This window comes from Streptomyces sp. sk2.1 (assembly GCF_008120935.1).
Classification (GTDB): domain Bacteria; phylum Actinomycetota; class Actinomycetes; order Streptomycetales; family Streptomycetaceae; genus Streptomyces.
The window spans coordinates 1,983,061-1,997,480 of the sequence record NZ_RDBO01000077.1; the positions used below are offsets into that span (position 1 = coordinate 1,983,061).

The 14,420-nt window shown below is 73.1% G+C and carries 10 protein-coding genes and 1 pseudogene; 7 read left to right on the plus strand and 4 right to left on the minus strand.

The features are described 5' to 3' along the window. Positions 1-2,367: MFS transporter (locus EAO76_RS35980; protein WP_148840510.1), on the plus strand; the 2,367-nt coding region annotated here is incomplete at its 5' end. Positions 2,368-2,484: 117 nt separating this feature from the next. Here EAO76_RS35980 and EAO76_RS35985 read toward each other — a convergent pair. The 4 genes from EAO76_RS35985 to EAO76_RS36000 all read right to left on the minus strand — a co-directional run bounded on the left by EAO76_RS35985 (position 2,485) and on the right by EAO76_RS36000 (position 6,377). Further along, positions 2,485-3,951: a hypothetical protein gene (locus EAO76_RS35985; protein ID WP_262375970.1), complete on the minus strand. Its 1,467-nt coding sequence runs from the start codon at positions 3,949-3,951 to the stop codon at positions 2,485-2,487. A 79-nt stretch (positions 3,952-4,030) separates the two neighbouring features. Continuing rightward, positions 4,031-4,426 (minus strand): GntR family transcriptional regulator, encoded by a 396-nt coding sequence (locus EAO76_RS35990; RefSeq protein ID WP_148840512.1) that lies wholly within the window; start codon positions 4,424-4,426, stop codon positions 4,031-4,033. 44 nt (positions 4,427-4,470) lie between these two features. Further along, positions 4,471-5,436 (minus strand): ABC transporter permease, encoded by a 966-nt coding sequence (locus EAO76_RS35995; RefSeq protein ID WP_148840261.1) that lies wholly within the window; start codon positions 5,434-5,436, stop codon positions 4,471-4,473. Next, positions 5,433-6,377: an ABC transporter ATP-binding protein gene (locus EAO76_RS36000; protein ID WP_148840262.1), complete on the minus strand. Its 945-nt coding sequence runs from the start codon at positions 6,375-6,377 to the stop codon at positions 5,433-5,435. The genes EAO76_RS35995 and EAO76_RS36000 overlap by 4 nt, the downstream gene beginning before the upstream one ends. A gap of 215 nt (positions 6,378-6,592) precedes the next feature. Here EAO76_RS36000 and EAO76_RS36005 point away from each other — a divergent pair, with 215 nt between their 5' ends. From EAO76_RS36005 to EAO76_RS36030, 6 genes and pseudogenes are all read left to right on the plus strand, one after another. After that, positions 6,593-7,426 carry a M55 family metallopeptidase gene (locus tag EAO76_RS36005; protein WP_148840263.1) on the plus strand — a complete coding sequence of 278 codons (834 nt, stop codon included), beginning with the start codon at positions 6,593-6,595 and terminating at the stop codon, positions 7,424-7,426. Further along, complete coding sequence (locus EAO76_RS36010; protein ID WP_148840264.1) at positions 7,419-8,762, plus strand: M20/M25/M40 family metallo-hydrolase; 1,344 nt, start codon at positions 7,419-7,421, stop codon at positions 8,760-8,762. The genes EAO76_RS36005 and EAO76_RS36010 overlap by 8 nt, the downstream gene beginning before the upstream one ends. 20 nt (positions 8,763-8,782) lie before the next feature. Beyond that, positions 8,783-10,762, plus strand: a complete 1,980-nt coding sequence (locus tag EAO76_RS36015) for a prolyl oligopeptidase family serine peptidase (protein WP_148840265.1) — start codon at positions 8,783-8,785, stop codon at positions 10,760-10,762. Continuing rightward, positions 10,759-11,703 (plus strand): LD-carboxypeptidase, encoded by a 945-nt coding sequence (locus EAO76_RS36020; RefSeq protein WP_148840266.1) that lies wholly within the window; start codon positions 10,759-10,761, stop codon positions 11,701-11,703. The genes EAO76_RS36015 and EAO76_RS36020 overlap by 4 nt, the downstream gene beginning before the upstream one ends. A gap of 179 nt (positions 11,704-11,882) precedes the next feature. Next, positions 11,883-13,712: a CocE/NonD family hydrolase gene (locus tag EAO76_RS36025; protein WP_148840267.1), complete on the plus strand. Its 1,830-nt coding sequence runs from the start codon at positions 11,883-11,885 to the stop codon at positions 13,710-13,712. Between the two features lie 21 nt (positions 13,713-13,733). Beyond that, a pseudogene (locus tag EAO76_RS36030) lies at positions 13,734-14,315 on the plus strand (GNAT family N-acetyltransferase); the annotation flags it as partial. Positions 14,316-14,420: the final 105 nt, after the last annotated feature.

The window sequence follows — 14,420 nt, forward strand, 5'->3', positions numbered from 1 at the left end:
GCCCCGCCCGACGCACCGGAGATCAGCCCCCGCCGCATCCGGCTCGTCTTCCTCGGGCTGATGCTCACGCTGCTCCTCGCGGCGCTCGACCAGATGATCGTCGCCACCGCGCTGCCGAAGATCGTCGGTGAACTGCACGGCCTGGAGAAGATGTCCTGGGCCGTCACCGCGTACCTGCTCGCCTCCACCATCGGACTGCCCCTCTACGGCAAGCTCGGCGACCTCTTCGGCCGCAAGGGCGTCTTCCAGTTCGCGATCGTGGTCTTCGTCATCGGCTCCGCGCTGGCCGGCTGGTCGCGCACCATGGACGAACTGATCGCCTTCCGCGCCGTCCAGGGCATCGGCGGCGGCGGTCTGATGATCGGCGTCCAGGCCATCATCGCGGACGTCGTCCCGCCCCGGGAGCGCGGCCGGTTCATGGGCCTCATCGGCGCGGCGTTCGGCCTCGCCTCCGTGGCGGGACCGCTGCTCGGGGGCTTCTTCACCGACCACGCCTCCTGGCGCTGGTGCTTCTACATCAACGTCCCGTTCGGCCTGGTCACCCTCGCCGTCATCACCGTCGTGCTGCGGCTTCCCCGGCCCGCCGTCCGGCCCCGCCTCGACGTCCTCGGCGCACTGCTGCTCGCCGCCGCCTCCACCTGCCTGGTGCTGCTGACCAGTTGGGGCGGGACGGAGTACGCGTGGGGATCGGGCACCATCCTGGGACTCGGTGCCGGGGCGGTCGCAACGACCCTGCTCTTCCTGGTCGTCGAGCACCGGGCCGCCGAACCGGTCATCCCGCTGCGGCTGTTCCGCGACTCGATCTTCAACGTCACCGCGCTGGTCGGCGCGGTCGTCGGGGTCGCGCTGTTCGGTGCCGCCAGCTATCTGCCGACCTTCCTCCAGATGGTCGACGGGGCCACGGCCACCGAGTCCGGACTGCTGATGCTCCCGATGATGGGCGGCATCGTCGTCGCGTCCGTCGTCTCCGGCCAGATGATCTCGCGCACCGGCCGCTACCGCGCCCACCCGATCGTCGGCGGCGCGGTCTCGACGGTCGGGATGTGGCTGCTCTCCCGGCTGGAGACCGACACCCCGCGCCTTGAGTACAGCATCGCGCAGGCCGTGCTCGGCATCGGGATCGGGCTGGTCATGCCGGTGCTGGTGCTCGCCGTGCAGAACTCCGTCGCACCCGCCGACCTCGGCACCGCGACCAGCGCCAACAACTACTTCCGGCAGATCGGCGGAAGCGTCGGCGCGGCCGTCTTCGGGACGCTCTTCGCGGGCCGGCTCGCGGACGCGCTCGCCGTGCGCCTGCCGGCCGGCGCCGACCTGCCCGACCCCGAGTCGATCACCCCGCAACTGGTCCACTCGATGGAACCCGCGCTGCGGGACGGCTACATCCAGGCATACGCCGACGCGATGCCACGGATCTTCCTCTACCTCGTGCCGGTGCTCGCGCTCGGCCTGTTCCTCGCCTTCTTCCTCAAGGAGAAACCGCTGGTGTCCCACCACAGCCCCGAAAGCGCCGTCGAGACCACCGCCGAGACCGACCCCCGGGCCGCCATCGGATCCGTGACCGTGACCGTCCCGGCCGCCCGGGCCACCGCCACACCGCCCGTGTACCTGTCGGGCGTGCCGGTGTGCGGCAGCGTCCAGCACCCCGACGGCACGAAGGTCCCGCGCGCCGCCCTCACCCTCATCGACGTCCAGGGACAGCAGGTCGGCCGGGGCGCGAGCGGCGACGACGGCCGGTACGCGCTGAGCGTGCCCGGCGCCGGCTCGTACGTCCTCATCGCCGCGGCCGGCGGACACCAGCCGCAGGCCGTCAGCGTCACCGCGGGCGAACGGCCGGTGGAACTCGACGTGGTGCTCGGCGGGGCGGGGCGCCTGGCCGGGGCCGTCCTCACCGCCGACGGCATCCCGGTGCGCGACGCCGCCGTCACCCTCACCGACGTGCGCGGCGAGGTGGTCGCCTCCACCCGCAGCGGACGCGAGGGCGGCTACGTCATCACGGAGCTGGTGGCCGGCGAGTACACCCTCGCCGCCAGCGCCCCCGCCTTCCGGCCCGCCGCGCTGCCGGTGAGCGTGCAGGCGGCCCGGGAGACCCGGCAGGACATCGAGCTGGCCGGCGGCGCGGTGCTCCGCGGCATCGTACGGGCGAGCGGCGGCCGGCCCGTCGAGGACGCCCGGGTCACGCTCCTGGACGCGGCGGGCAACGTGGTCGACACCCTCACCACCGGACCCGACGGCGCGTTCCGGTTCGTGGACCTGTCCACCGGCGAGTACACCGTGATCGCCGCCGGATATCCGCCGGTGGCCACCGTCCTCCAGGTGGCGGGCGGCGGACGCACCGAACGGGACCTCCAGCTCGGTCACGAGGACTGAGGGCACGCAACGGCCGCGGGGCCGGCCGGTGGGAACACCGGCCGGCCCCGCGGCACGTCCGGGGTCCGCCGTCGCGCAGGAGCCGCGCCGCCGGCCACCGGGTGGCGCGCGGCGCCGTCAGCCGTCGTGCGGGCGCAGGGCCGCCACCGCCCATTTCGCCCGGGTGGACAGCCCGCTGAGCTTCTTCGCCGACTCCGCGGCGATCGTGTCCAGCAGGAGCCGGGCGTGCGCCGCCGTCGTGCGCGCGAGTTCCGCGTCGCCCGCCTCGACGGCCGCGAGCGCCAGTTCCAGGTGCTGCTCCGTGATCAGCCGGCCGAGCCCCCGGCGGTGCCACCGCTCGACGGTCCCGTCGGGCGCGGTGCCGTCGGCGCCGACCGCCGTCCTGGCCCGCTCCAGCGCCCGGCCCGCGGCCGCGAGGTCGCCCTTGAGGCGCTCCAGACGGGCGAGGACGTACGCCTCCGAGGCCCGGTCCCATGCCGTGTCCTGGAGGGAGAGGAGGTTGAACTGGGCACGGGCCGCCTGCGCGTGGTCGCCGATCCGCTCCAGCGACCGGCTCAGCCTCCGGAGCCGGTCCGGGTCCGGCCCGGTGTCGTCCAGGAGGCGGATGAGCGCGACCCGGGCGTGCTCGACACGGCCCTGGCGGTGGGCGAGTCCGATCCAGGTGAACTCGTCCTCCGGGGCCGCGCCGGGCCCGGCCCGCCCCGCCTCCGCGGCGCGGGCCCACTCGACGGCCCCGGAACGGTCGGTGACCTGCCCGTCCGTGGCCGACCGCAGCAGCGCGACGTCCTCCTCCCGCCCGTACGACGCCACCAGCACCGCGGCCCGCCACCGTTCCTCGTACCACTCGGTCCGGGCGGAGTCCTCCTGCTCCAGCAGGGTCCGCAGCAGCGGCAGGTCCCCGTCGCGGCGGTCGTGGTGCGCCGCCCGCAGTACCCCCGCCCGCAGCACCGGGTCGGCGGCCGTCTCCGCCAGGACGCCGGGGTCGCCGCAGCGCATCCGCCCCAGCGTCTCCCGCCCCGGGGCGAGGACGACGTCGCGCAGGCACTGCCGGTAGGGCTCCTCCAGTCGGTAGGCGCAGAGCTCGTGGGAGTTGAGCAGGACGTGCTCCGGCTCGGTGCGCCGGGTGACCGACTCCGACAGCGCGAAGAGCTCGGTCAGCGGCCGGTCCGGCAGCCCCAGACCGCCGATCAGCGCCGCACGCTGCTCGTCGAGTTCGGGGGCGAACTCCTCCCGGGCCTCCTCGTCCGCCCGGCGCACCGCGGCGAGCAGGGCCTCCTCGTCCATCCCGTCGGAGAGCTCCTCGCACCACCAGGGCAGCCGGACGAGCATCTGGAGCGCGTCGCCGACACTGTCGGCGAACAGCGAGGCGTATCCGTCGGAGGAGGCGTGGAGCACGGCCGTCCCCCCGCTCAGGAAGTACGTGCCGCCGGTGTCGTCACCGGCGATCGGCTCCAGCGACGCACCGGACGCCAGGTGCACCTCCTCGACGTGGTAGGCCCGGTCCACGTCGAAGTTGAAGGGGAACGCGGCCAGTTCGGCCAGGTCGGGACGGCTGCGCAGGAGTTCCAGTACGGGGTCGGTCATGCGACCGAACCCTAACGCGGCCCCGCCGGGCGCCTTCCCCGTTCCGTACGCGGCGCCCGGCGGACGCCGTCCCGTTCCGTCAGAGGTCCGTCTCCGCCGGGTACACGGTCGCGCAGGCCGACCGGAAGAGGGCGTCGACCTCCTGGCCGCTGAGCCCCTGGGCCCGCGCCTCGTTCAGCCACTCGACGAGCGACGCGCGCAGAGGGGCGGTGGGGCCGTCCTGGGCCGGGACGAGGGTGCGGGTGATGAAGGTGCCCGCACCCTGCCGGACCTCGGCCAGCCCCGCGCGCTCCAGCTCGCGGTACGCCTTGAGGGTCGTGTTGGGGTTGACCTTGGTCTCCGCCGCGACCTGCGCGGCGGTCGGCAACCGGTCACCCTCCTCCAACGCCCCCATGCGCAGCGCCTGTTCGACCTGGCGCACGATCTGGAGGTACGTCGCCACCCCGCTGCGTCTGTCGATGCGGAACACGACCATCGTCTTCTTCACCTCCCGTTGGACTGCCGTGCCGGTGCGGCCGACTAGAGCGGGCGACGGGACACCCGCCACAGGACGAACGCGGTGAGTACGACGGTTCCCGCGAGCAGGATGCCCGCCCCGGTCCACTGCATGGCCGGCATCTGGTCGAAGCCGAGGTACTCGTAGACATTGTTGACGATGCCGTGCTTCTCGATGCAGGCATCGGACGCCTTCTCGGTGGGTTCGGCGCACAGGCCCCAGCCGTAGAGCTGCCCGTCGGCGGAGCCGATCCAGCGGTCCACCTCCATCGACTCGTCCAGCTGCGCGGGCATGTCCGCGTTCAGCGGATACACGAGCGTGCGGGTCGGGGCGAGGTTGACGATCATCTCGTCCCAGAACACCCCGAGGGCCCAGGCGAAGAACAGCGTGGTCGCCATGGCAGGGAGGAGCCGGCGCACCAGCGCGCCGATGGTGATGCCGGCAGCGGTCAGGAAGAGGCAGAGCGCGGGGAGCACCGGACCGGTGCTGTCGAAGATCGACCCGCTCGACCAGTCGTACGAGAACACCGAACGGTCGGGCTTCCACCACCAGGTGAAGACCGCCGACAGCACCGCGCCGGTCACGAGCACCGCGCCGTAGACCCAGGCGATCTTCGTCGTCACCCAGCGCAGGCGCGACACGGACTGGGTGGTGACCAGCTGTGCGGTGCCCTGTTCCTGGTCCCCCGCGATCAGCGGGGCGCCGATGAAGACGGCGAGCAGCAGCGGCAGTGCCCCCAGCGCGCTGATGACCAGAGCCACGCCGTCGGAGTCGAAGTTCACCAGCTCCCTCCCCGAGCCCGCGGACGCCAGGACGTCCTTCATCCGGCTGCGCTCGTACACGAGCCAGATCGAGCCGAGGACCGTCGCGCCGAGCAGGCTGAGCAGCGCGGCCCGGTGCTGCCGTACGACGAGCCAGTTCAGCCCGTGCAGCAGACGGGGCCGGGGCGCCCGTTCGGTGCGCGGGGTTTCGGTCCGGGTGGTGCTCATGCGGCGTGGATCCCTTCGTCCTCGATGCGGGCGCCGGGGGTGAACAGCGCGGGCGCGTCCGGCGCGCGGAGGTGTGCCAGCAGCACTTCCTCCAGGCTGGGTTCGGCGACCACCCAGTCGCCCGGCAGCGGCCCGTTCGGGCGCACCAGCGCGCGGAACTGCCTGCCCTGGACCCGGGACTCGATCACCGTGTGCGGGGCCAGCAGGGCGGCCGGGTCCCCGTCCGTCGCGAGCCCCGTGACCAGCGCGTGGGCCGGGACGAGGGCATCCGCGTCACCCGCCATCCGGATCCGGCCGTCGGCGAGGACGAGCAGGTAGTCGCACATGTCCTCCAGCTCGGACAGCATGTGGGAGGACATCAGCACGGTGGTGCCGCGCTCGACGGCCTCCGACATCAGCAGGGCGCTCATGTCGTGGCGGGCCAGCGGGTCGAGGTCCGACATCGGCTCGTCGAGCAGCAGCAGGTCGGGCCGCTTGCCGAAGGCCAGCGCGAAGGCGACCCGGGTGCGCTGTCCGCCGGAGAGGGAGCCGACGCGGGCGTCCATCGGCACCTGGCCGGACCGTACGATCCGCTCCGCCGCGGCCGCGTCCCAGCCGGGGTTCAGCTCGCTGCCCATGCGCAGCGTCTCCGCCACGGTGAACCGCTTGAACAGCGGCTTGTCCTGCCCGAGGAAGGCGAACCGCGGCAGCACCGCGGGATCGTCCACGGACACGCCGCAGACCCGGAGCCGGCCCTCCGAGGGCTGGATCTGCCGGGTCGCGAGCTTCAACAGGGTGCTCTTGCCCGCCCCGTTGGGGCCGACGAGACCGCAGATCCGCCCGGCCGGCAGCCGGAACGAGCAGTCCCGCAGCGCCCAGCCGCGCCGGTAGCGCTTACCCAGGCCGCGGACCTCCAGCGCCCACGCGCCGGACGTGGTGCCCGGAGTGAATGCGTCTGCCATGCACTTCGCCTCAATTCCATTAGTCAATTAATGGAATCATGGTCTGGAGCGGGAAAATCTGTCAAGGCGGACCGGACGCCCCGGGCCCCGGACGGGGCCGGTTGTCCGTGATGCGCCTGTTCGGGGTGTGCGTCTCGCTCCCTTCGGAGGACTGGACCTCTGAACGTGTCCGGTGCTCTGGCCTGGCGGTTCTCCGGCGCGTAGCGTGACCCGGCATGAAGATCCTGATCAGTGCGGACATGGAAGGCGCCACCGGTGTGACCTGGCCCGCCGATGTGCTGCCGGGCAGCCCCCAGTGGGAGAGATGCCGCGCCATGTTCACCTCCGACGTGAACGCGGCGGCCCTCGGCTTCTACGACGGCGGCGCCGACGAGGTGCTCGTCAACGAGGCCCACTGGTCCATGCGCAACCTGCTGCTGGAACGGCTCGACGACCGGGTCGAGATGCTCACCGGCCGGCACAAGTCCCTGTCCATGGTCGAGGGCGTCCAGCACGGCGACGTCGATGCCATCGCCTTCATCGGCTACCACACCGGGGCCGGCGCCGAGGGAGTCCTCGCCCACACCTATCTGGCGAACTCCATCACCGGCGTCTGGCTCGACGGCACCCGGGCCAGCGAGGGACTGCTCAACGCGCACGTCGTGGCCGAGTACGGCGTCCCCGTCGTCCTCGTCACCGGCGACAACCTGACCTGCGTGGACGCGGAGGGCTACGCCCCGCGGGCGCGCAAGGTCGCCGTGAAGGACTACGTGTCGCGGTACGCCGCGGTCTGCCGCACCCCGGCCCGTACCGCCGCCGACATCCGCGCGGCGGCCGAGGAGGCCGCCGCGCTCGCCGTGCGCCACACCCCGGTGGAGGGCGGCCCCCACACCATTGAGCTGGAATTCGACGCCGAGCACCTGGCGGGCGCGGCCACCGTCGTCCCGGGCGTGGCGCCCAGCGGCGAGCGGCGCGTCGCCTACACCAGCGCGACGATGTACGAAGCGATCCGCACGTTCAAGGCGGTGACGACGATCGTGTCGTCCGCCGTGGAGGAGCAATATGGCTGAGACGACCGCCTTCCCGGACAGCGTCGACCAGCGGGCACTGGACGAGTCGGTGACGTTCACCTCCGAACTGATCCGGATCGACACCACCAACCGAGGCGACGGCGAATGCCGGGAACGCCCGGCCGCCGAGTACGTCGCGGAGCGGCTGGCCGACGCCGGGCTGGAACCCACCCTGCTGGAACGCACCCCCGGACGCACCAACGTGGTCGCCCGGATCCCCGGCACCGACCCGTCCGCCGATGCCCTGCTCGTGCACGGCCACCTCGACGTGGTCCCGGCCGAGGCGGCCGACTGGACCGTGCACCCCTTCTCCGGCGAGGTCCGCGACGGGGTGGTCTGGGGGCGCGGCGCCATCGACATGAAGAACATGGACGCGATGGTCCTGGCCGTCGTCCGCGCCTGGGCGCGCACCGGCGTCCGGCCCCGCCGCGACATCGTCATCGCGTACACCGCCGACGAGGAGGCCAGCGCCGACGACGGCTCCGGCTTCCTCGCCGACCGGCACGCCGCGCTCTTCGAGGGCTGCACCGAGGGCATCAGCGAATCCGGCGCCTTCACCTTCCACGCCGGACCGGACATGCCGCTCTACCCGATCGCCGCGGGCGAGCGCGGTACCGCCTGGCTGAAGCTCACCGCGCACGGCAAGGCGGGCCACGGCTCCAAGGTCAACAGGAACAACGCCGTCAGCGCGCTCGCCGCGGCCGTCGCCCGGATCGGCGAGCACACCTGGCCGGTCCGGCTCACCCCCACGGTCCGGGCCGCGCTCACCGAGATCGCCGCCCTGCACGGCATCAGCCCCGACCTGGACGCCCCCGGCTTCGACGTCGACGGACTCCTCGACAAGCTCGGCCCCGCCGCCGACCTGGTCCGGCCGACCGTCCGCAACAGCTCCAACCCGACCATGCTGGAGGCCGGGTACAAGGTCAACGTGATCCCGGGCCACGCCACCGCCTTCGTCGACGGCCGGATGCTCCCCGGCGCCGAGGACGAGTTCCACACCACCCTGGACCGGCTGACCGGCCCCCACGTCGACTGGGAGTTCCACCACCGCGAGGTGCCGCTGCAGGCCCCGGTCGACTCGCCGACCTTCGCGAAACTGCGCGCCGCGATCGAACGCTTCGACCCGGACGGGCACGTCGTGCCGTACTGCATGTCGGGCGGCACGGACGCCAAGCAGTTCTCCCGGCTCGGCATCACCGGCTACGGCTTCTCGCCGCTGAAGCTGCCCGTCGGCTTCGACTACCAGGCGCTGTTCCACGGCGTCGACGAACGCGTCCCCGTGGAGGCCCTGCACTTCGGCGTCCGCGTCCTCGACCACTATCTGCGCACGGCCTGACCGCACAGGGGGAAACGATCATGCTGCCCACAGGGGCCCACGGAACCTGGCCGTCGCCGATCGACGCCGCGCTCGCCGCCTCGCGCGACGGACGCCCGGAATACGTCGGCACCATCGGCGAGGAGGTGTGGTGGACGGAGCCGCGCCCCGCGGAGGCGGGCCGCCGCGCCCTGGTCCGCCGCCGGGCCGACGGGAGCACCGACTGCGTGCTGCCCGCGCCCTGGAACGTACGGAGCCGGGTCATCGAGTACGGCGGCCGGCCCTGGGTCGGGGCCGAACGCGCCGAGGGCGGCCCGCTGGTCGTCTTCGTCGACTTCGCCGACCAGCGGCTGTACGCCCACGCCCCCGACGGATCCGGCGAGCCCCGGCCGCTCACCCCGGTCTCGTCCGTCGGCGGCGGTCTGCGCTGGGTCGACCCGCGGATCCACCTCGACCGGGGCGAGGTCTGGTGCGTCCTGGAGGAGTTCACCGGCGAGGGCCCCACCGACCTGCGCCGGGTGATCGCCGCCGTCCCACTGGACGGGTCGGCGGCCGACGACCGGTCGGCGGTGCGCGAACTCACCGACGACGGCCACCGCTTCGTCACCGGCCCGAAGCTCTCGCCCGACGGGCGGCGGGCGGCCTGGATCGCCTGGGACCACCCGCGGATGCCGTGGGACGGCACCGAGGTGATGCTCGCGGACGTCACCGACGACGGCACCTTCACCGACCCCCGCAGCTTCTGCGGCGGCCCCGAGGAATCGGTTCCGCAGATCGAGTGGGGCACCGACGGGCAGCTCCTGTTCGCCAGCGACCGCAGCGGCTGGTGGAACCTCTACCGCGCCGACCCGGACCGGGGCGCGGTCGCGCTCCGCCCCCGCGAGGAGGAGTTCTCCGGCCCGCTCTGGAAGATCGGCCTCGACTGGTTCCAGCCCCTGGAGAACGGCCTGATCGCCACCGTCCACGGCAAGGGCGCCACCACGCTCGGCATCCTCGACCCGCGGAGCGGCGAACTCGTCGACGTCGCCGGCCCCTGGACCGAATGGGCCGAGACGCTCGCCGTGCACGGCAGCCGGGTCGTCGGCATCGCGGCGAGCCCGTACAGCGCGTACGAGGTCGTGGAACTGGACACCAGGACCGGCCGCACCCGGGTCATCGGCGCACCGCACGAGGACGCCGTCGACCCCGCGTACTGCCCGCGCCCCGAGGAACGCACCTTCACCGGACCCGACGGACGCGAGATCCACGCCCACCTCTACCCGCCGCGCAACCCCGAACGGACCGGCCCCGAGGGCGAACTGCCGCCCTACGTGATCTGGGCGCACGGCGGCCCCACCGGACACGCCGCGCTCGTGCTCGACCTGGAGATCGCCTACTTCACCTCGCGCGGCATCGGCGTCGCCGAGGTGAACTACGGCGGCTCCACCGGCTACGGCAGGGCCTACCGCAACCGGCTGCGCGAGCAGTGGGGCGTCGTCGACGTCGAGGACTGCGCGGCCGTCGCCGAGGCCCTGGCCGCCGAGGGCACGGCCGACCGGAACCGGCTCGCCATCCGGGGCGGCAGCGCCGGCGGCTGGACCACCGCCGCCTCGCTGACCGGCACCGACGTCTACGCCTGCGGGACGATCATCTACCCCATCCTCGACCTGACCGGCTGGGGGACCGACGAGACCCACGACTTCGAGTCGCAGTACCTGGAGTCCCTGGTGGGCCCGCTCGCCGAGGTGCCCGACCGCTATCGCGAACGGTCGCCGATCAGCCGCACCGAGCGGCTGGCCACCCCCTTCCTGCTGCTCCAGGGGCTCGACGACCCGATCTGCCCGCCCATCCAGTGCGAACGCTTTCTCGCCGCCCTCGACGGACGCGGCATCCCGCACGCCTACCTCACCTTCGAGGGGGAGGGGCACGGGTTCCGGCGCGCCGACACCATGATCCGGGCCCTGGAGGCCGAACTCTCCCTGTACGCCCAGACCTTCGGCATCGAACACCCCGACGTACCGACGGTGGAGCTCAAGAAGTGACCCTCGCCCCCCTGACCCGCCCGGCCCGGCTGCGCCCCGGAGCGAGGGTCGCCGTCGTGGCCCCGAGCGGGCCGGTGCCCGCCGACCGGCTGGAGGCCGGCCTCGACGTCCTGCGCGGCTGGGGCCTCGAACCCGTCGAGGCCCCCCATGTGCGCGACATCCACCCGGAGCTGGACTACCTGGGCGGCGCGGACGCGGCACGCGCCCGGGGGCTCCAGGAGGCGTGGTGCGACCCGTCCGTGGACGCGGTGATCTGCGCCCGCGGCGGGTACGGCGCGCACCGGATGGTCGACCTGGTCGACTGGACGGCGATGCGCGCCGCCGGGCCGAAGGTGTTCGTCGGGTACAGCGACATCACCGTGCTCCACGAGGCGTTCGCCCGGCACCTGGGGATCGTGACGCTGCACGGCCCGATGGCTGCCACCGAGACCTTCCTCAAGGACCCGGACACCCAGGAGTCCCTGCGGGCCACCCTGTTCGAGCCCGAGACGGTGCGGACCCTCGGCCTGCCCGGCGCCGGGACGCTGGTGCCCGGCCGCGCCGAGGGCGTCACGTACGGCGGCTGCGTGAGCCTGCTCGCCGCCGACCTCGGGACGCCGCACGCCCGGACCTCCGCCCGGGGCGGCCTGCTGGTGATCGAGGACACCACCGAGGACCCGTACTCCGTCGACCGCATCCTCACCCAGCTGCTGCGCTCCGGGGCGCTGGCCGGGGTGGCCGGGGTGGCCTGCGGCTCCTGGGCGGGCTGCGGCCCGTACGAGGAGGTGCGGGCCGTCCTCCTGGACCGGCTCGGCCCGCTGGGCGTCCCCGTCGTCGAGGAACTGGGCTTCGGGCACGGACCGACGACGCTCACGATTCCGCTCGGCGTGCCCGCCGTGCTGGACGCCCCGGCCGACGGCGGCCCCGCCACGCTCACCGCGCAGCTGCCGGCCCTGGTCTGAGCAGCACCGAAGAGTGGGGAAACGGGCTCGAACGGAGGGGAAACGGAACCGGACCGGGCCGAACGGCGAAGAAGTTGAGCAGCATTCAGGAAACGCCGCCCGGAGCGTTGACAGCACTATGACGTGTGTCACAGCATGAGCGCCGCCCAGCACTTACCGGTCGGTAAGGCGCCCTCGGTGTGGAGGTCCTCGTGTCACGTGCTGTTTCCCGCCCCCGGTCCGGGTACCGGACCCCGTTCCGGAAGCCGGCCGTGCACCTGGCCTCGGCCGCGCTCGTCGCGCCCCTCCTCCTCGCCGGGGCGGGACCGGCGAGCGCCGACGGGAGCGCCCCGTACACCGTCACCCCGCTGAAGTTCACGACGCGGGTGGACGGGCGCTCGTGCACCGTCGACGCCGACCTGTACCGCCCCACCGGGACCGACGCGCGGCACCCGGCCCCCGCCGTGCTCGCCACCAACGGGTTCGGCGGCAGCAAGTCGGACGGCACGACCGACGCCATCGGCAAGGCGGTCGCCTCCCGCGGTTACGTCGGCCTGGTCTACTCCGGGCTCGGATTCGGCAAGTCGGGCTGTCTGATCACCCTCGACGACCCGGCCGTCGACGGCCGGGCGGCCACCGCGCTGATCGACTTCCTCGCCGGGACCCGCGCCGCCGACGACGGCACCCGGGCGGACTTCGTCACCCGGGACGGCGACGGCGACCCCAGGGTCGGCATGATCGGCGGCTCCTACGGCGGCGCCGTCCAGCTGGCCACCGCGTCCGTCGACCGCCGTGTCGACGCCCTCGTACCGCTGGTCACCTGGAACGACCTGGCCTACGCGCTCGCCCCGAACAACGCCGATGCGCGCGAGGGCGTCTCCTCCGACACCGCCGGTGTCTTCAAGTGGCAGTGGACCAACGGCTTCTACCTGATGGGGGAGGGGCAGACGGTACTGAACGCGAGCCTCGACCCGTCCCGGTTCAACAACCTCACCTGCCTCCACTTCGCGACCCGGGCGTGCGACACCGTCCGGTTGCTCAACTCCGGCCGCTACCCGGCGGACCCGACGGCGAGGATGCTCGCCTACGCGCGCAGCGTCTCGCCCGTCGACTACCTGAGCCGGGTCGAGGCGCCCACGCTCCTCGTCCAGGGCCAGGCCGACAGCCTGTTCAACCTGAACGAGGCCACCGCCACGTACGAGGCCCTCAAGGCGCGGGGCACCACGGCCAAGATGATCTGGCAGGCCTGGGGACACAGCGGCGGCCAGGCACCCGGCGAACTCGACCTGAAGCAGGGCAACCTGGAGACCAGCTACGTCGGACAGCGCGTCCTCGCCTGGTTCGACCGCTACCTCCGGCACGACCGGAACGCCGACACCGGACCCGACTTCGCCTACTACCGCGACTGGCGGAGCGGCTACGGCACGGCGTCCTCCGTGCCGGCCCTCTCGCGGAAGCTGTACCTGTCCGGCGACGGCAGGCTCGTCGACGGGCGTTCCGAAGTCGCCCGGGGCAGCCGCAAGTACACCAACTGGCTCGTCCCGACCAGCCATTCGGAGAGCTCCCTCGCCGGGCTCCTCGGCCTGCCCGACTCCCGGCCGTACGACACCAAGGGCACCTACCTCGGCTGGACCAGCGCCCCGCTGCCCTCCGCCCTCGACGTCGTCGGCGCGCCGAGGGCCACCCTGAAGGTCGTCTCGCCGAGCACGGAACGGGTGCAGAACAGCGGTGACGCCGCCGACCGGCTCGTCCTGTTCGCCAAGATCTACGACGTGGCCCCGGACGGCGGCAGGACGCTGGTCAACCGGCTCGTGGCCCCGGTGCGGGTACCGGACGTCACCCGTCCGTTCACCGTGCGGCTGCCGGGCATCGTCCACCGGTACGAGGCGGGCCACCGGCTCGAATTCGTGATCGCGGCGAGCGACACCGCGTACGTGGGCAACCGCGGGATCAAGCCGGTCACGGTGGTCAGCGCCCCCGAGGAAACCGGCGTACTGGAACTGCCGGTGGTCGGCGACCGGGCGGAGTGAGACGGCCCTTAGGCTGGCCGGATGTCCGAGACCGACTGCCCGGCCGCAGGGCACCGCGTGCTGATCCGCCCCTTCGCCCGGGAGGACGCCGAAGAGTTCACCCACCGGGCGAGGGAGAGCCGGGACCTGCACCACCCCTGGCTCTTCCCGCCCGTCGACACCCGCGCGTACGCCGCCTACGTGGACCGGCTGATCGACGACCCCGCCCGGGCGGGCTTCCTCGTCTGCGAACGCGAGGATGCCGGAGACGCGGGGGAGGCCGGGGAGGCCGTGGGCGGGGCCGCCGGTGGGATCGTGGGGTTCATCAACATCAACAACATCGTCACCGGCGCGTTCCGCTGCGGCGCGCTCGGCTACGGCGCCTTCGCCCACGCGGCGGGGCGCGGCCTGATGGGCGAAGGGCTGGACCTGGTCCTGCAGCACGCCTTCGGGCCGCTCGGGCTGCACCGCCTCGAAGCCAACGTCCAGCCCGGCAACGAGGCGTCGATCGCCCTGGTCCGCCGGGCCGGATTCCGCCTCGAAGGGTTCTCGCCCGACTTCCTCCTCATCGACGGGGCCTGGCGCGACCACGAACGATGGGCGATCACGGCCGAGATGCTCGCCCCGGAGAGCCCCGGGAACCCGCCGSCGGGGGCACCGCGCACTCCCCGGAGCTGGCCTTCGCCTGGGCCTGCGACCAGGGCATCCGCCCGAAGCTCTCGCCGAAGG